Origin of the sequence: Geodermatophilus bullaregiensis, from assembly GCF_016907675.1 — a bacterium.
Lineage (GTDB): Bacteria > Actinomycetota > Actinomycetes > Mycobacteriales > Geodermatophilaceae > Geodermatophilus > Geodermatophilus bullaregiensis.
The window spans coordinates 759207-775580 of the sequence record NZ_JAFBCJ010000001.1 but is presented as its reverse complement, the minus strand read 5'-3'; the positions used below and the strand labels follow the sequence as shown (position 1 = coordinate 775580).

Sequence of the window (16374 nt, the reverse complement as noted above, 5' to 3'; positions counted from 1 at the left end):
GCCGGGGCCCGACCGGGACGGATCAGGCGAGGCCGAGATCGCCCTCGAACTGACCGGCCTCCAGCCGCTCCCTGACCGTGGTGAGGAAGCGCGCCGCGTCGGCGCCGTCCACGATCCGGTGGTCGTAGGTGAGGGCCAGGTAGACCATCGACCGGACCGCGATGACCTCGCCGAGGTCGGGGTCCTGCACGACGACCGGGCGCTTGACCACCGAGCCGGTGCCGAGGATCGCCACCTGCGGCTGGTTGATGATCGGCGTGTCGAACAGGGCGCCCCGGCTGCCGGTGTTGGTCAGCGTGAAGGTGCCGCCACCGAGCTCGTCCGGGGCGACCTTCTTGCCCCGGGTCCGCTCCGCGAGGTCGGCGATCTTGCGCGCCAGACCGGCGATGTTGAGGTCCCCGGCGCCGTGGATCACCGGGACGATCAGCCCCTGCTCGGTGTCCACCGCGATGCCGAGGTTCTCGGCGTCGTGGTAGGTGACCGTGCCGGCCTCCATGTCCACCGACGAGTTCACCGACGGGTAGGCCTTGAGCGCCTCGACCGCCGCCTTGGCGAAGAACGGCAGGAACGAGAGCTTGACGCCCTCGCGGGTCTGGAAGTCCCGCTTGGCCCGGTCGCGGAGCTTGGCGATACGGGTGACGTCGACCTCGACCACCGTGGTCAGCTGGGCGCTGACCGCCAGCGACTCGACCATCCGCTGGGCGATGACCTTGCGCAGCCGCGGCATCTTCTCCGTGCGGCCCCGCAGCGAGGTGTCCTGCTGCGCCGCCGGCGACGGCGTCGCCGGACGGCCGGCGGCGGCCGGTGCGGACGCCGGTGCCGGCGCGGCGGCCGGGGCCTCGGCCGGGGCAGCGGCCTGTTCGGCGACGGCCAGCACGTCCTGCTTGCGGATCCGCCCACCGACGCCGGTGCCGGTGACCGAGTTCAGGTCGACCCCGTGCTCGGCGGCCAGGCGGCGCACCAGCGGGGTGACGTAGGTGCCGGAACCGTCGGCCGGGGCGGGCGCCGGAGCAGCCGGGGCCGGGGACGACGCAGCTGCGGCGGCCGGCGCGGGGGAGGGCTGCGTCGGCGGGGTCTTCTGCTGCTCGGCGACGGTCTCGGCCGCACCGGAGCCGTAGTCGGCACCGGCGGGGACCGAGGGCGGGGCGCCGGGAGGTGCCGAGGGAGCCGGTGCCGCCTGCACGGGCGACTCCTCCTGCCGGGGCGCCTGCTGCTGGGGTGTCTCCTGCGCGGCGGGAGCCGGAGCGGCCGGGGCGGGGGCGCCACCGCCGGCGGCGCCGCTGCCGATGACGGCGAGCTCGGCGCCGACCTCGACCGTCTCGTCCTCGTTGACCGAGATCGACAGCAGGGTGCCCGACACCGGCGCCGGGATCTCGGTGTCGACCTTGTCGGTCGACACCTCGAGCAGCGGCTCGTCGGCGGTGACCTCGTCGCCGACGGCCTTCAGCCAGCGAGTGACGGTGCCCTCGGTGACGCTCTCGCCGAGCGCCGGCATGGTGACCGGCGTCCCCTCGCCGCCGCCCTGACCGCCGCCCTGGTCGCCGCCGCCCTGGCCGCCGTCGCCCGCCGGGGCCGCGGTGGCCGGCTCCGGCTGCTGCTCGTCCGCCGGCCCGGGGGCGGCGTCCTCGACCTGGTCGACCGGGGTCTGCGGCGTCGTCGCGTCGTCGGCGGACGCGGGACCAGCGGCGGCACCGCCGTCGCCGTCGCCACCGATGACGGCGAGCTCGGCGCCGACCTCGACCGTCTCGTCCTCCGAGACGAGGATCTTGCTCAGCACCCCGGCGGCCGGCGAGGGGATCTCGGTGTCGACCTTGTCGGTCGAGACCTCGAGGAGGGGCTCGTCGACCTCGACCTGCTCACCCTCCTGCTTGAGCCATCGGGTGACCGTGCCCTCGGTGACGCTCTCGCCCAGGGCGGGCATGGTGACGGAGGTCGGCATCGGGGGAGGGCTCCTTCTGGCGCGGGGCGGATGGGTGGGGTGCGTCGATCAGCTGTGCGCGTGCAGCGGCTTGCCGGCGAGGGCCAGGTGGGCCTCGCCGAGAGCCTCGCTCTGCGTGGGGTGCGGGTGGATCAGGGCGGCGACCTCGTCGGGCAGGGCCTCCCAGTTGAAGATCAGCTGGGCCTCGGCGATGAGCTCGCCGACGCGGCTGCCGACCATGTGCACGCCGACGACCGGGCCGTCCTTCTGGCGGATCAGCTTGACCGCGCCCTGGGTCTTGAGGATCTGGCTGCGCCCGTTGCCTCCGAGGTCGTAGACCAGCGTCTCGACGTCGCCGTACTTCTCCCGGGCCTGCACCTCGGTGAGGCCCACGGAGGCGACCTCGGGCTCGGAGTAGGTGACCCGCGGGACACCGGCGTAGTCGATCGGCACGACCGGCAGGCCGGCCAGCCGCTCGGCGACGAGGATGCCCTCACCGAAGCCGACGTGGGCGAGCTGCAGGGTGGGGATGAGGTCGCCGACGGCGGAGATGGTCGGCACGTTGGTCCGGCAGTACTCGTCGACCAGCACGTAGCCGCGGTCCATCGCCACGCCGGCCTCCTCGTAGCCCAGCCCCTGGCTGACCGGACCGCGGCCGACGGCGACGAGCACGATCTCGGCCTCGAACTCCTTGCCGTTCTCCATGCTGACCTTGACGCCGTTCTCGGTGTGCGAGACGCCGGACACCCGGCTGCCCAGCTCGAAGGCGATCTTGCGGCGGCGGAAGGCCCGCTCGAGCAGCTTGGAGCTGCTCTCGTCCTCCAGCGGCACCAGGTGCGGCAGCGCCTCCACGATCGTCACGTCGACGCCGAAGGACTTCCAGGCGCTGGCGAACTCGCAGCCGATGACCCCGCCGCCGAGGACGACCGCGGAGGTCGGGACGCGGTCCAGCCTGAGCGCCTGCTCGCTGTCGATGACGCGGGAGCCGTCGAGCTCGATGCCGGGGAGGCTGCGCGAGTAGGAGCCGGTGGCCAGCAGGACGTGGCGGCCCTCGTAGGTCTGCCCGTCCACGGCGACGGCGGTGGGGGAGACCAGCCGGCCCTCACCCTCCACGTAGGTGATCTTGCGGCTCTTGATCAGGCCCTGCAGGCCCTTGTAGAGCCGGCCGACGACGCCGTCCTTGTAGGCGTTGACGCCGTCCATGTCGATGCCGGCCAGGCTGGTCTTGACGCCGAACTGCTCGCCCTCGCGGGCCTGGTCGGCGATCTCGCCGCTGTGCAGCAGGGCCTTGGTGGGGATGCAGCCGCGGTGCAGGCAGGTGCCGCCGACCTTGTCCTTCTCGACCAGGACGACGGACATCCCGAGCTCGGCGGCCCGCAGGGCGGCTGCGTAGCCACCCGAGCCACCACCGAGGATGACCAGGTCGGCGGGGGAGGTGGGTGCGCTCACGACGGGCTCCTCGATGCTCTCGGCCTGCCCCGCTCGTGTGGCGCGGGGGTGGTCCGCGACCATCCTGCCACTCCGCGGAACCGCAGGCCGAGGGCGCCGATCCCGGCGGGGCGCGCCCCCGCGGCCAGACGGCGTGCACGCCCCGGCCGGAGGTGCCTCAGCGGGCGAGCAGGTCCTCGATCGTGGCCAGCAGGGTGCGCACCGGCACCCCGGTGCCGCCCTTGGGCGTGTAGCCCCACGGGGCGCCGGTGTTGTAGCTCGGGCCGGCGATGTCGACGTGCGCCCACGGCAGGCCGGCCGGCACGAACTCGGCGAGGAAGTGCGCCCCGACGAGCATGCCGCCCATCCGGTCGGCGTTGGCGTTGACGAAGTCGGCGACGGGGGAGTCGATGCCCCGGCGCAGCTCCTCGGGCATCGGCATGGCCCACATGGGCTCGCCGCTGCGCCGGCTCGCCGCCACGACGGCGTCGCGCAGGTCGTCGCTGCCCATGACCCCGGCGGTGCGCGAGCCCAGGGCGACCAGCTGGGCCCCGGTCAGCGTCGAGGTCTCGAGCAGCACGTCGGGGGAGTCCTCGGCCGCACGGGCGATGGCGTCGGCCAGGACCACGCGCCCCTCGGCGTCGGTGTTGGTGATCTCGGCCTTCTTGCCGTTGCGGAAGGTGACCACGTCGGCCGGGCGGTAGGCGGTGCCGCTCGGCAGGTTCTCCGCGATCGGGACGGTCGCGGTCACCTCGACCGGCAGGCCCAGCTTCGCCACGAGGCACGCAGTCGCGATCACGGCCGCGGCGCCGGCCATGTCGCTGGTCATGTGGTGCATGTTCTGCGCGGGCTTGATCGACAGACCGCCGCTGTCGAAGGTGATGCCCTTGCCCACCAGCGCGACCTTCTTCTGCGCCTTCTTCCCGCTGTAGGTCAGGCGCAGCAGCCGCGGTCCCCGCGAGGACCCGCTGCCGACCGCCAGGACGCCGCCGTAGCCGCCGGCGGCCAGGGCGTCCTCGTCGAGGACCTCGACCGACAGGCCCGCGGCCCTGCCGGCGGCGGCGCCGCGGGCGGCCAGCTCGGCGGGGTGGAGGTCGTTGGGCGGGGTGTTGACCAGGTCGCGCACGAGCGTGACGGCCTCGACGACCGCCCGCACGCGGGCCAGCGGCGCCTTGGCGGCACCGGCGTCGGGGACGACGACGGTGAACTCGCGCGGCGGCGTCGGGCGGTCCGCGGGCAGGTCGGACTTGTACGCGGTGAACTCGTAGGCACCCAGCAGCGCGCCCTCGCCGACCGCGTGCAGCCGCTCCGCGTCGGGCGTGCCGCCCACGGCGGCGAGCAGCGTGACCACCGAGCGGCGGCCGGACAGCGCGCGGCTCGCGGCACCGGCGGCGCGGCGGACCGCCTCGGTCGTGTACCCGCCGGTGGTCCCGGGTGCGCCGAGCCCCACGGCCGCGACGACCGGGAACGGCCCCTGCCCGAGCGTGGACACCCGGGTCACCTCGTCGTGGGCGCCGCGGGCGCCGAGGTCGGCCAGGGCGGGCAGGAGGCGGCCGCCGAGCAGCCGGTCGACGGCCTCCGCACCCGGCGTCGGCAGCAGGCCGGAGGTGCCCTTCCCGATGCCGACGACGACGGCGTCGGCGGGGGTCTTCTCGAGCGGGCGGTCGGTGGCGGTGATCGTCGGCGGCACCGCTCGATCCTAGAAGTCGAAGGACCCCGTCCTCCTCACCCCTCGCAGGCTCGGGGCGAACCTCTGGACGGGGCCGGTGCGGGCCCCTGCACGGAGGCCGTTCCAGCAGGTCGCCGGATAGCGTGCGGGGGTGACCGCGCGGACCTCGCCCCTGCACGAGCGGCACGTCGTCGCCGGCGCCAAGCTGGCCGACTTCGGCGGCTGGTCGATGCCCATCGAGTACGCCGGGGGAGGGGTGCTGGCCGAGCACGCCGCGGTGCGCGAGGCCGTGGGCCTGTTCGACGTGTCCCACCTGGGCACCGGCACCGTCCGCGGCCCCGGCGCCGCCGCCCTCGTCGACGCCTGCCTGACCAACGACCTCGCGCGCATCCGGCCGGGCCAGGCGCAGTACACGCTGTGCTGCGTTCCCGACGGGGAGCCCGACGCCGGCGGTGTGGTCGACGACCTCATCGTCTACCTGCACGGCCCCGACGACGTCCTGCTGGTGCCGAACGCCGCCAACGCGCAGGAGGTGCTCGCCCGGCTGGCCGCCGCGGCCCCGGCGGGGGTCACGGTGACCGACCGCCACGAGGAGGTCGCCGTCCTGGCGCTGCAGGGGCCGCGCTCGGCCGCCGTCCTCGCCGCGGCCGGGCTGGCCGCCGACCTGTCCTACATGGCCTTCGCCGGCGGGGAGGGCGACGAGGTGACCGTCTGCCGGACCGGCTACACCGGCGAGCACGGCTACGAGCTGCTGGTTGCCGCCGACCGGGCGGGTGCGCTGTGGGACCGGCTGCTGGAGGCGGGGGCGGCCGAGGGGATCCGGCCGTGCGGCCTGGGTGCGCGCGACACCCTGCGGACCGAGATGGGCTACCCCCTGCACGGGCACGAGCTGTCGCGGTCGATCACGCCGAACCAGGCACGCAGCGGCTGGGCCGTCGGCTGGGGCAAGCCGGCGTTCTGGGGCCGCGAGGCGCTCCTGGCCGAGCGGGAGGCCGGCCCCGCCCGTCTGCTGTGGGGGTTGCGGGCTCCGGGCCGCGGCATCCCGCGCCCGGGGATGGCGGTCCTGGACGCCGACGGCACGCGGGTCGGCGAGGTCACCAGCGGCACGTTCTCGCCGACGCTGCGCACCGGCATCGCGCTGGCCCTGCTCGACACCACGGCCGGGGTAGCCGACGGGACGGCGCTCGCCGTCGACGTCCGGGGGCGGCCGCAGCCGGTCGCGGTGGTGCGCCCGCCGTTCGTCCCCTCGCACGTGCGCTGAGGCGCCCCCGGACGGGGGTCTCAGGCCTGCTGCTTCGACTCCTTCGTCGGCTCGGGCGGGTCGGGCAGCTCGTCGGCCATCATGGCGTTGCGCTGGCCCATCGGCACCGGCTCGCCCTCCGTGGTGTCCTGAGCCGTCTGGTGCTCGGCCTCGGAGTTGATCTCCGCGCCGAACAGGATGAGGTAGCAGGTGAGGTACAGCCACAGCATCAGCACGATGACGCCGGCGATGGTGCCGTAGGTCTTGTCGTAGGACCCGAAGTTGTTGACGTAGAAGCTGAAGCCCAGGCTGACCAGCGCCCAGATGACCGTCACGACGATCGCGCCGAGGCTGACCCACTTCAGCTGCGGGGCGTCGCGGTCCGGGGCCACCCGGTACAGCACGGCGAGGGACCCGGCGAAGACCCCGAGCAGCAGGACCCAGCGCAGGACCTGCGCCAGGACCGTCCCGACGACGCCGAGAGGCAGCATGTCGAGCACCGCCGGCACCACGGCGACCAGCGCGAAGGTGATCAGCACGAAGACGATGGCGCCGAGGGTGAGCCCCAGTGCGAGCGCCTTGCGCTTGACGAACGACCGGGTCTCCACCTCGTCGTAGGCGATGTTGACCGCGGAGATGAGGTTCCCCGTGCCGCCCGACGCCGACCACAGCGCACCGAGGACCGAGACGAGCAGGCTCACCGAGAGCGCTCCACCACTGTTCTGCGTGATGGCCGTGAGCTGTTGCCCGATCAGGCTCGCCGCCTCGTCCGGCAGCTGGGCGGAGAGGTCCTCGACCTGGCGGGCGACGGTCTCGGGGCTGGCGACCAGCCCGTAGATCGAGATCGTCGCGATCAGGGCGGGGAAGATCGCCAGGAAGGCGAAGAACGCCACGCCCCCGCCGATGATCGGCATGTTGTCGGCGTTGTGCTCCGCCCACGCCCGCTTGACGATCTGCTTCCAGCCGCGTGCCGGGATCTGCGTGGGCTTCTCGGCGTGAATCCCAGGCAGCTGCTGCGGGGAGGGCCCGCCCGGCGGGACGCGCCCCGGGTCCGGGGAGCCCTCACCGCGGGCGGCCCGCTCCTCGGCCGCCCGCGCGGCCGCACGCCGGGCCGCCTTCTCCTCGACGCGCTCGCGGATCCGGTCGACCGCGCTGTCGCGGTGCCTGGTCCCGGCCATGTCCGTCCCCCTCGCCGTCTCCGTGCGCCGCGTCAGTCGCCCGGCCAGTTGCCGGTCAGCTTGGTGAAGCCGCGGGCGCCGGCGCGGTCGATGGCGGCCTTGGTCGCGGCGAAGATCGCACCCTGGATGGCCGCGGCGAGCACGACCTCGCGCATCCGGTACTCGCTCTGCAGCGCGTCGGGGGCGTCGTCCTCCCCGGACACGCGCTTCCAGATCTGCTTGAACACCGCGCCGGAGACGACACCGGCGAGGATGCCGCCGGCCAGACCGACCGGACGGTAGACCAGCTTGGCGCTCTTGCTGCTCACCTGCGTGCCCTCCTGGCGGTCTTCCGCGTCCTCGTACGGGTCGTGCGCGCGGCGCGCTTCGCGTTCTTCGCGACCGCCCTGCGGGCCTTCTCCGCGTGCCGGGCGGCGTCCCGGCGGGCCCGCCGGGCCTCGGCCCGCGCCTCCAGGACGGCCCGGCTGGTCGCGGCCTCGGCGCTCGCCCGGCGGCGCTTGCGCCGGCGGCGCCACACCAGCAGCCCGACCAGCCCGGCCAGCGCCGCGCCGGCGCCGGCGACGGCCGGCGGGCTCTCGCGGTAGGTCTCGACGGCGGTGTCCTTGGCGCGGGCCGCGCCCTCCTTGGCCCGGGCGGGGACGTCGAGGCGGTGGCTGAGCTCGTCGACGGTGCGGCCGAGCTGCTCGCGGGTCGCCTCGATGTCGGCCTTGATGGCGTCGGGGTCGGTCGGGCCCGCGGCCGCGGCGTCGGGCCGCGCGTCGTCGCCGGACGGCGAGCTGCTCCCGGAGGGGGTGCTCATCGACGTGCACTCTCCTTCACCGCGGCGATGTCGGCCTTGGTGCTCGCGATCGCCTCGGTGGGCACCGGCGGCGTCCCCTTCTGCACGTCCTTCTTGCCCACCAGGGCCAGGACGCCGGCGATCGCGAACAGCACGACCGCGACGATCAGCGCGGCCAGCCAGGCGGGCAGGACCAGGTCGAGCAGCAGCACGAAGGTGGCGACCAGGACGCAGAGCCCGAGGAAGCCGAACAGGCCGGCGCCGCCGAACAGCCCGGCGCCGACGCCGAGGCGCTTGGCCTTCTGCGTCATCTCGGCCTGCGCCAGGCGGGTCTCGTCACGGACGAGCCGGGAGACCTGCTCGGTTAGCTGGCTGACCAGCTGGCCGGTGGAGGTCTCCTCCGTCGAGGGGGGAGGCGGGGCGGCGCGCGAGGCGCCGCCCGTCGTGGGCGTGGTCATCGGTCCTCCGGACGTGACGGGACGGTCGATCACCTGACATGCCCCCGCCGATCACCGTGCTAACCCCGGGGAGGTCACGCCCCGGCCACGACACGGCCGGTCCCGGACCCACCCGGGTCGGCTCACTAGCCTCGCGGACATGAGCTGGACGTGGCGACTGGAGGACTCGAGCGGTGCGACCCTGGACCCGGCCGTGCTGGGCGTCGAGGTGCCGCGGTCGGACAACCAGGGCGACGCCGAGTCCTGGCTGGGGGAGCACTGGCGCGACCTGCTCGGCCGTGGCGTGGCCACCGTGACGCTCCTCGACGGCGACCAGCGGGTCTACGGCCCCATGGCGCTCGCCCCGGCCTGAACCTCGACCTGACGTCGAGGTCCGGGCCGGGGTCCTCCCCTCAGCCTCTCGCGGTCCTGGCGGGGTCGCGCTCGACGACGTCGCCGAGGACCTCGTCGATCCGGGCCAGGACGTCGGCCTCCAGCCGGACGCCGGCCGCCTTCACGTTGTCGTGCACCTGCTCCGGGCGGGTCGCCCCGATGATCGCCGCGGCCACGTTCTCGTTCTGCAGCACCCACGCCACCGCCAGCTGCGCCATCGACAGGCCCAGGTCGTCGGCCACCGGCCGCAGGTCCTGCACCCGGGTGAGGACGTCGTCGGCCATGAACCGGCGGATGAAGCGGCCGGCCTCGGGGTCGGTGGCCCGGCTGCCGGCCGGCGGCTGCTCGCCGGGCCGGTACTTGCCGGTCAGCACGCCCTGCGCCAGCGGCGACCAGACGATCTGCGAGACGCCCTCGCGCTGCGAGGTGGGGACGACCTCGTCCTCGATGACCCGCCACAGCATCGAGTACTGGGGCTGGTTGCTGATGAGCTGGATGCCGAGGTCGCGGGCCAGCGCCGCGCCGGCGGCGATCTCCTCGGCCCGCCACTCCGAGACGCCGACGTAGAGGACCTTGCCGGCGCGCACCAGGTCGGCGAAGGCGGTCATCGTCTCCTCCAGCGGCACCGTCTCGTCGTACCGGTGGGCCTGGTAGAGGTCGATGTGGTCGGTCTGCAGCCGGCGCAGCGAGGCCTCGCAGCTCTCGGTGACGTGCTTGCGCCCCAGGCCGCGGTCGTTGGGGCCGGGACCGGTCGGCCAGTAGACCTTGGTGAAGATCTCCAGCCCCTCGCGGCGCTGGCCGGCCAGCGCGCGCCCCAGCACGGACTCGGCGCGGGTGCCGGCGTAGACGTCGGCGGTGTCGAAGGTCGTGATGCCGGCGTCCAGGGCGGCGCGCACGCAGGACTGCGCGGCGTCCTCCTCGACCTGGCCACCGTGGGTGAGCCAGTTGCCGTAGGCGATCTCGGAGATGGTCAGGCCCGAACGGCCGAGGCGTCGATGCTCCACGTCGCCCGACGCTAGCCCGGCGTCACCGGGCCCACCCGCTCAGACCTCGGCGCCCAGCGCCACCTCGGGCTTCGGGAAGCGCCAGCGGCGGATCATGGTCGCCCGGCTGATGCCGTACCAGACCAGCCCCTTCATGCGGTGCGGCTGGTCGGGGAAGCGCTCGAGGACCTTCTTCTTGATCCGGCGGCCGAGGAACACCGAGTCGCCGGCGATGAGCAGGAAGAAGGCGAACCAGACGAAGACGGTGTAGTTCTGCACCGCCGGGTTCGGGATGAAGTAGCCGACCAGGACGAGCGCGGCCACGCCGAGGAAGAAGCTGCCGGCGTTGCGGCGGGCGTCGACGACGTCGCGCACCAGCTTGCGCACCGGGCCGCGGTCGCGGGCGGGCAGGGACAGCTCGTCGCCGCGGCCCCCGCCGGCCCGGGGGTCGGACCTGCGCAGCGCCTGCTGCTCGCGCATCCGCCGGTAGGCCTCCTTGCGGGTGGTGGGCGGCGGCGGCGGGGGACCGGGACGCCGCCCCTGGGCCTCGTGGCGCCTGGGCGTGGGCCGGCCCTTCCCACCCGCCTTGACCAGCTGCGTGGTCTGGTCGGCGGCGGGGTCGGGGGCGGCCTCGGCGCGGTTGCGGCGCCCGGGCAGGCGGAGCTTCACGGTCCGGGAGTCTACGTCCGTCCGCGCAGGGGACTGACCGTCCCGGCTGCGCGCCGTACAGTGGGCGACGGCCATGGAACAGCGCCGGACACGGCGCTGTTGCTCCGCTGCAGGGAGTGCCGCAGCGGACGCCCTCGGATGTGGGAGGACAGAACATGACGGTGCAGGACACCGAGACCGCCGGCAGCACCGGCGTGCTGCTCAGCGAGCCGGCGGCGGCCAAGGTCAGGGCGCTGCTGGACCAGGAGGGCCGCGACGACCTGCGTCTGCGCATCGCCGTCCAGCCCGGTGGCTGCTCCGGCCTGCGCTACCAGCTCTTCTTCGACGAGCGCTTCCTCGACGGTGACCAGACCTTCGAGTTCGGCGGCGTCGAGGTCATCGTCGACCGGATGAGCGGCCCGTACCTGGGCGGCGCGGTGATCGACTTCGTCGACACCATCGAGAAGCAGGGTTTCACGATCGACAACCCGAACGCGCAGGGCTCCTGCGCGTGCGGCGACTCGTTCCACTGACGTAAGGACCCCGTCGCCCCCCGGGACACGCTCCGCGAGTCCCGGGGCCCCGCGACGGGGCCGCCCCAGCACGTCACCACGACGGCGCCCGTCCCCTCTGGGGGCGGGCGCCGTCGGCGTCCCTACAGCTTGACCGGGTAGACCGTCTCCGGGACGTCGACGACGACCCGCTCCTCGACGAAGATCCCGTGCCACACCATGAAGACCAGCACCGACCACAGCTGGCGGGCGATGCGCTTGCTCGGCACCTCCTCGGCGCGCAGCCGGTCGAGCAGCCCGAGGACGACGTCGCGGTCGAGCCACTCCTGCGTCTGGCTGTCGGTGACGATGCCGCGGGCCCAGTCGTGCAGCGGGCCGGCGAGGAAGTCCGCCGTCGGCACGGGGAAGCCGAGCTTGCGCCGGTTCATGATCCGCGGCGGCACGATCTGCCGCATCGCCTGGCGCAGCGCGTACTTCGTCGCCCTGTCCCTGGCTCCGGGGCCGCGGCGGGGCACCCGCTGCTCGACCGGCAGCGAGCTGGCGATCGCGAACACCTCCGGGTCGAGGAAGGGCACCCGCAGCTCGAGGGAGTTCGCCATGGTCATCTTGTCGGCCTTGACCAGGATGTCGCCGCGCAGCCAGGTGAACAGGTCGACGTACTGCATCGCCGTCACGTCGTCGTAGCCGGCCTCGCGGGTGCGCCGGTAGAGGTCCTCGGTGACCGCGACGTGCGACAGGTCGGGGTCGCGGCCGGGCAGCAGCGCGGCGAGCTCGTCGTCGCGCATGTTGCGGGCGTTGCCGTAGTAGCGCTGCTCGAGCGGGGTGGAGGCGCGGCGCAGCAGGTCTTGGCCGCGCACGCCCTCGGGCAGCAGGTCGGCGATCCGGGCCATCGCCCGGCGGCCGGCCGGCGGCAGCGCCGACGCCCAGGACAGGCTGATCGGCTCACGGTAGATGGTGTAGCCGCCGAACAGCTCGTCGGCGCCCTCGCCGGAGAGCACCACCTTGACGTGCTTGCGGGCCTCGCGGGCCACGAAGTACAGCGGCACGAGTGCGGGGTCGGCGACCGGGTCGTCGAGGTACCAGACCACCTCGGGGATGGCCGCGGCGAACTCCTCGGCGGTGACCTCGACCGGTACGTGCTCGACGCCGAGGATCGACGCGGACTCCGCGGCGATCTCGACCTCCGACTGCGCCTGCCGCTGGAAGCCGACGGTGAAGGTCATGAGGTCGGGGTTGTAGCGGTGGGCCAGTGCGGCGATCGCCGTCGAGTCGATGCCGCTGGAGAGGAACGAGCCCACGGTGACGTCGGCGCGCATGTGCTTGGCCACCGACTCGTCGAGCACCGCCGCGATGCGGTCGTAGAGGTCCTGCTCGCCCCCGGCGGGGACCGGCTGCGGCCGGAAGGACGGGTGGAAGTAGCGGGCCGTGGCCAGCTCCCCGTCGACGACGGTGAAGCTCGTGCCGCTCTCGATCCGGCGGATGCCGCGGTGCAGCGTCGCGGGCTCGGGCACGTACTGCAGCGTCAGGTAGTGCTGCAGCGAGGCCGGGTCGACGCCGCCGGCGGCCTCGCTGCCGCCGAGCAGCTGCAGCAGCGCCTTCTTCTCCGAGCTGAGGACCAGCCCGCCGTCGGCCAGGCGCGCGGTGAACAGCGGCTTGATGCCGAAGGGGTCGCGGGCGCCGAAGGCGGTCCGGGTGTGGGTGTCCCAGATGACGAAGGAGAACATCCCGCGCAGCCGCCGGACGACGTCCTGGCCCCACAGGTGGTAGCCGGCGACGATCGTCTCGGTGTCGCCGTGCGTGGTCAGCTGCGCGCCGGCCGCGGCCAGCTCCTCGCGCAGCTCGACGTAGTTGTAGATCTCGCCGTTGAAGAGGATCCGGTAGCGGTCCGCGGCGTAGGGGAGTGGCTGCGGGCTGCCCTCGACGTCGATGATCGACAACCGGTTGAAGGCGAGGACCACGTTGGGGTCGGCCCAGACGGCGGTGTCGTCGGGCCCGCGGTGGTGCAGGCAGTGCAGCGCCTCGCGGACGCCGTCGACACGGTCGTCGTCGACCCGGGGGGCGTCGGTGGACAGGTAGGCCAGCAGGCCGCACATGAGGCGCAGGTCTCCGGGGGTCGGCTCGAGCCCGGCCGCGGGGGCCGGGACGCAGGTCAGACGCGCTCGCCGGCGCGGGTCTTGCGGGTGGCGATCCGTTCGGCGACGAAGGACAGGACGGGCACGGTGCCCGCCAGGAGCACGAGGACGGTGCCCCGCAGCGTCCAGCGGGCGCGCAGGGCGAGGTCGCAGGCGGTCACGAAGAAGACGGCGTAGAGCCAGCCGTGCGCGGTGCCGATGACGGCGACCGGCTCGTCGACGTCAGCCAGGTACTTGACCGGCACCGCGACCAGGACCAGCGCGATGAGCAGGACGCCCACGACCCAGGCCATGACGCGGTAGCGGAGGAGAGCGGCGGGGACGCCCTGCCCGACCCGGCGGGCGAGCGCGCGCGGCAACCGGCTGCGCTCCGCGGTGCGCTCAGCGGCCATGCGCGCTCTTCTGCCCCAGCGCCCGCTCGTTCAGCTCCGCGAGGTAGGCGTTGTACGCCGCCAGCTCCGGGTCGCCCGTGGTGTCGATCCGCGGCCGCTGGTAGAGGACGACGGCGTTGCCCGGCTCGTCCTCGTCGGGGTCCCGGTGCAGCTCCTCGCGCACCATGCGCACGTAGAACCACAGGCCCATGAAGCCGTACAGCGGCCACTGCAGCGCGTAGCTCCAGTTGACCGCGCCGCCGCCGTCCTCGGCCTTGCTCAGCTGCCAGTAGCCGAGGAAGAAGGTGGCGACGAACAGCGCGGCGACCAGCAGGTGCAGGAGCACCCACCTCCAGGTCAGCAGACGCGTCCACACGTCTCCGACTCTAACCGCCGCGACAGCCGGGGCGGCGCTGCGGTGAGGGGCGTCACCGGCACCCGCGGTCCGCCCGCGGGGACCCGGGCGGACCGGGGCCGCGGCGGCCGGTCCGGGCTCGCCGGGGCCGTGCCGCGGACGTCGTCCCCGGACGTCGTCCCCTCGCACGTCGGGCCCGCGATCCGGCCCGCGGTCGAGCCCGGAGTCCGGCGGCGTGGCGCCAACCCGCCGCCGTCCGTCTCCGGTCGCCGGCCGCCGTGCGGGGTCGGCTAGTCTCGGCCCAGACTGAGGTCGGCGCACGGACCTGCGGGGCTCCCCGCGGGCGGTCGCGCCGGTGGATCCGCCCGTCACCCGGGTGGGGGAACGAGGAGGCAGCGAGCAGTGGCTCGACGCAGCAGGCTCGCGCGGGTCGCCGCGCTCGGTCTCCTGGGGGCGCTCACCCTCACCGGGTGCGACCTGAACAACGAGTTCTGGCGCTTCGGTTTCCCCGAGGGCGTCACCGAACAGTCCGAGGGCGTCCGTCAGCTCTGGACCGGCTCGGTGATCGCGGCGCTCATCGTCGGCTTCATCGTGTGGGGCCTGATCATCTGGTCGGTGCTGTTCCACAAGAAGAAGGGCGACGAGCTCCCGCGGCAGACGGCGTACAACCTGCCGCTCGAGATCGCCTACTCGATCTTCCCGTTCATCATCATCGCGGGTCTGTTCTTCTTCACCGTCGTCGTGCAGAACGACGTGCTCGAGCGCAGCGACGAGCCCGACCGGACGATCGCGGTCAACGCCTTCAAGTGGAACTGGCAGTTCGTCTACCCGGAGACCACCGGTGACGACGGCGAGCCGGTCAACACCGTGGGGACGACCGACGAGATCCCGATCCTGGTCATGCCGACCGACGAGACCGTCCGTTTCGAGGTCGCCTCCGCCGACGTCATCCACTCGTTCTGGGTGCCGGAGTTCCTCTTCAAGCTCGACGTCATCCCGGGTAACGACAACGGCCGGGACAACGTCTTCGAGGTCGTCGTCAACGAGGAGGGCTCCTACGTCGGCCGGTGCGCCGAGCTGTGCGGGAGCTACCACGCGTACATGAACTTCGAGGTGCGGGCCGTCAGCTCCGAGGACTACGAGGCCTACCTCGCCGCCCGCGAGTCCGGCCAGAGCACCTACGAGGCCCTCGAGACCATCGGCCAGGAGGGCGAGGCCACCACGACCCGGCCGTTCCGCGTGGGTGACGGGTACTACCAGCAGGCCGCCGACTGATGACCGAGCCGGCCCACGCACGCGTCGCTGACACCGTTGAGCAGGGAGGACGACCGTGAAGGTCGAAGCGCTGATCTTCAACCTCATCGCGATCTTCTGCGTCGTCGCCGCAGCCGTCTACGGCTTCTGGTCGCGCGAGCCGATCGGCACCACCGCCCTGGTCCTGTCCGCGGGGCTCACCGGGCTCATCGGCGGGTTCTTCTGGTTCGTGTCCCGCCGCATCGACGCCCGCCCCGAGGACCGCAAGGACGCCGAGATCGCCGAGGGCGCCGGTGAGCTCGGCTTCTTCAGCCCGAGCAGCTACTGGCCCTTCGCCATCGCCTCCTCGGCCGCCATCACCGGCCTGGGCCTGGCCTACTGGTACGTGTGGCTGATCCTCATCGGCACCGTCGCGATCCTGATCACCGTGGGCGGGCTGCTGTTCGAGTACTACGTCGGGCAGAACGCACAGTCTAGCTGACCGTCTCGCAGCTCCCGAGGGCCCTCTCCCGCACCGGCGGGGAGGGCCCTCGTGCCGTGGGTGGGTGCGCCGTCGTCGCCCACCGGGGCCCGCTGACGACGGGCGCCACCGTCGACCGGCGGAGCCGTCACCGGTGACGCGGACGGCCGGTCCCGAGGGACGCCCTGTCGCGGACCGGCCGTCCGGGCCGCGTGCCGAGCGCACGTGCGTCCCGGCCGCGGGCTGGTCCGCCGGGTGACACCCCGGTCCTCCACGGGGCCTGACCACGACCCGGGAGTCCGACCGGTGGTCACGGCTCGGTGAGCACCGCGAGCAGGAGCCGCTCCGCCGCGGCCCCTGCGGTCGGTGCCGCTGGTCGCCCCCCACTCGGGGCGGCGGCGTCCGTCTGCGGCCCTGCAGGCCACCGCGGAGCCGCCCTGACCACCGGGCGGTCGGCTGCACGTCTGCGTCGTGCGGCGAGGACGGTGCCTGAGAGGCGCTGTGGCGGCCGACGAGCCGGGGATCCTGCTCCCGGGTGGGGTGGTGCCCGACGGCGTGACAGGGGTCGAGCGGCGCTCCGGACCCCTCGGGACCCGACCCCTGCCGAGCCCGCTCGTA

At 73.7% G+C, this 16374-nt stretch carries 17 protein-coding genes; 5 read left to right on the top strand and 12 right to left on the bottom strand.

All coding sequences use genetic code 11. From position 1 onward, the window contains the following. Positions 1–22 precede the first annotated feature (22 nt). From sucB to JOD57_RS03555, 3 genes are all read right to left on the bottom strand, one after another. Entirely contained in the window at positions 23–1939 is a 1917-nt protein-coding gene (gene sucB / locus JOD57_RS03565) for a 2-oxoglutarate dehydrogenase, E2 component, dihydrolipoamide succinyltransferase (RefSeq protein WP_204690633.1), read from the bottom strand. A 48-nt stretch (positions 1940–1987) separates the two neighbouring features. Then, complete coding sequence (gene lpdA / locus JOD57_RS03560) at positions 1988–3367, bottom strand: dihydrolipoyl dehydrogenase (RefSeq protein ID WP_307824436.1); 1380 nt, start codon at positions 3365–3367, stop codon at positions 1988–1990. Positions 3368–3524: 157 nt separating this feature from the next. Further along, positions 3525–5036: a leucyl aminopeptidase gene (locus JOD57_RS03555; protein WP_204690631.1), complete on the bottom strand. Its 1512-nt coding sequence runs from the start codon at positions 5034–5036 to the stop codon at positions 3525–3527. A gap of 130 nt (positions 5037–5166) precedes the next feature. On the opposite strand from JOD57_RS03555, the gene gcvT reads away from it, so the two are divergent. After that, complete coding sequence (gene gcvT, locus JOD57_RS03550; RefSeq protein WP_204690630.1) at positions 5167–6276, top strand: glycine cleavage system aminomethyltransferase GcvT; 1110 nt, start codon at positions 5167–5169, stop codon at positions 6274–6276. A 20-nt stretch (positions 6277–6296) separates the two neighbouring features. Here gcvT and JOD57_RS03545 read toward each other — a convergent pair whose 3' ends face one another. The 4 genes from JOD57_RS03545 to JOD57_RS03530 are packed head-to-tail and all read right to left on the bottom strand — an operon-like array spanning position 6297 to position 8669. Then, positions 6297–7433, bottom strand: coding sequence for a YihY/virulence factor BrkB family protein (locus JOD57_RS03545; protein WP_204690629.1), 1137 nt, complete (start codon positions 7431–7433; stop codon positions 6297–6299). Positions 7434–7465: 32 nt separating this feature from the next. After that, positions 7466–7741 carry a DUF4235 domain-containing protein gene (locus JOD57_RS03540; protein WP_204690628.1) on the bottom strand — a complete coding sequence of 92 codons (276 nt, stop codon included), beginning with the start codon at positions 7739–7741 and terminating at the stop codon, positions 7466–7468. After that, a complete protein-coding gene (locus JOD57_RS03535; protein ID WP_204690627.1) occupies positions 7738–8232 on the bottom strand; it encodes a DUF3618 domain-containing protein in 495 nt (164 codons plus the stop codon). The genes JOD57_RS03540 and JOD57_RS03535 overlap by 4 nt, the downstream gene beginning before the upstream one ends. Continuing rightward, on the bottom strand, positions 8229–8669 hold the full coding sequence (locus JOD57_RS03530; protein ID WP_204690626.1) for a phage holin family protein: 441 nt from the start codon (positions 8667–8669) through the stop codon (positions 8229–8231). The genes JOD57_RS03535 and JOD57_RS03530 overlap by 4 nt, the downstream gene beginning before the upstream one ends. A 139-nt stretch (positions 8670–8808) precedes the next feature. Between JOD57_RS03530 and JOD57_RS03525 the strand changes: the two genes are divergently transcribed. Continuing rightward, the gene (locus tag JOD57_RS03525; RefSeq protein ID WP_204690625.1) at positions 8809–9021 is read left to right on the top strand and encodes a hypothetical protein; all 213 of its coding nucleotides are present in this window, start codon (positions 8809–8811) and stop codon (positions 9019–9021) included. 40 nt (positions 9022–9061) lie between these two features. Here JOD57_RS03525 and JOD57_RS03520 read toward each other — a convergent pair whose 3' ends face one another. Together JOD57_RS03520 and JOD57_RS03515 are read right to left on the bottom strand one after the other, a co-directional pair. Then, positions 9062–10045, bottom strand: coding sequence for an aldo/keto reductase family protein (locus JOD57_RS03520; protein ID WP_204690624.1), 984 nt, complete (start codon positions 10043–10045; stop codon positions 9062–9064). Between the two features lie 39 nt (positions 10046–10084). Continuing rightward, on the bottom strand, positions 10085–10693 hold the full coding sequence (locus JOD57_RS03515) for a DUF3043 domain-containing protein (RefSeq protein WP_204690623.1): 609 nt from the start codon (positions 10691–10693) through the stop codon (positions 10085–10087). Between the two features lie 155 nt (positions 10694–10848). On the opposite strand from JOD57_RS03515, the gene JOD57_RS03510 reads away from it, so the two are divergent. Beyond that, a complete protein-coding gene (locus JOD57_RS03510; protein ID WP_204690622.1) occupies positions 10849–11205 on the top strand; it encodes a HesB/IscA family protein in 357 nt (118 codons plus the stop codon). Between the two features lie 122 nt (positions 11206–11327). Here the strand turns inward: JOD57_RS03510 and asnB are convergent, their stop codons facing one another. From asnB to JOD57_RS03495, 3 genes are read right to left on the bottom strand one after another with little or no spacing between them, the layout of a single operon-like run. Continuing rightward, positions 11328–13277, bottom strand: a complete 1950-nt coding sequence (gene asnB, locus JOD57_RS03505; protein ID WP_204690621.1) for an asparagine synthase (glutamine-hydrolyzing) — start codon at positions 13275–13277, stop codon at positions 11328–11330. Positions 13278–13333: 56 nt separating this feature from the next. Further along, positions 13334–13708 (bottom strand): DUF3817 domain-containing protein, encoded by a 375-nt coding sequence (locus JOD57_RS03500; RefSeq protein ID WP_204690620.1) that lies wholly within the window; start codon positions 13706–13708, stop codon positions 13334–13336. Further along, positions 13698–14063, bottom strand: a complete 366-nt coding sequence (locus JOD57_RS03495; protein ID WP_204690619.1) for a metalloprotease — start codon at positions 14061–14063, stop codon at positions 13698–13700. The genes JOD57_RS03500 and JOD57_RS03495 overlap by 11 nt, the downstream gene beginning before the upstream one ends. 381 nt (positions 14064–14444) lie before the next feature. Between JOD57_RS03495 and ctaC the strand changes: the two genes are divergently transcribed. Continuing rightward, entirely contained in the window at positions 14445–15317 is an 873-nt protein-coding gene (gene ctaC / locus JOD57_RS03490) for an aa3-type cytochrome oxidase subunit II (protein ID WP_204690618.1), read from the top strand. A 55-nt stretch (positions 15318–15372) separates the two neighbouring features. Further along, positions 15373–15777: a cytochrome c oxidase subunit 4 gene (locus JOD57_RS03485; protein WP_204690617.1), complete on the top strand. Its 405-nt coding sequence runs from the start codon at positions 15373–15375 to the stop codon at positions 15775–15777. Positions 15778–16374: the final 597 nt, after the last annotated feature.

Excerpts from the sequence above, each read along its gene's own strand:
- sucB (WP_204690633.1), bottom strand. The coding sequence starts at position 1,939 with ATGCCGACCTCCGTCACCATGCCCGCCCTGGGCGAGAGCGTCACCGAG.
- JOD57_RS03545 (WP_204690629.1), bottom strand. The coding sequence starts at position 7,433 with ATGGCCGGGACCAGGCACCGCGACAGCGCGGTCGACCGGATCCGCGAG.
- JOD57_RS03535 (WP_204690627.1), bottom strand. The coding sequence starts at position 8,232 with ATGAGCACCCCCTCCGGGAGCAGCTCGCCGTCCGGCGACGACGCGCGG.
- JOD57_RS03530 (WP_204690626.1), bottom strand. The coding sequence starts at position 8,669 with ATGACCACGCCCACGACGGGCGGCGCCTCGCGCGCCGCCCCGCCTCCC.
- JOD57_RS03525 (WP_204690625.1), top strand. The coding sequence starts at position 8,809 with ATGAGCTGGACGTGGCGACTGGAGGACTCGAGCGGTGCGACCCTGGAC.
- JOD57_RS03510 (WP_204690622.1), top strand. The coding sequence starts at position 10,849 with ATGACGGTGCAGGACACCGAGACCGCCGGCAGCACCGGCGTGCTGCTC.
- asnB (WP_204690621.1), bottom strand. The coding sequence starts at position 13,277 with ATGTGCGGCCTGCTGGCCTACCTGTCCACCGACGCCCCCCGGGTCGAC.
- JOD57_RS03500 (WP_204690620.1), bottom strand. The coding sequence starts at position 13,708 with ATGGCCGCTGAGCGCACCGCGGAGCGCAGCCGGTTGCCGCGCGCGCTC.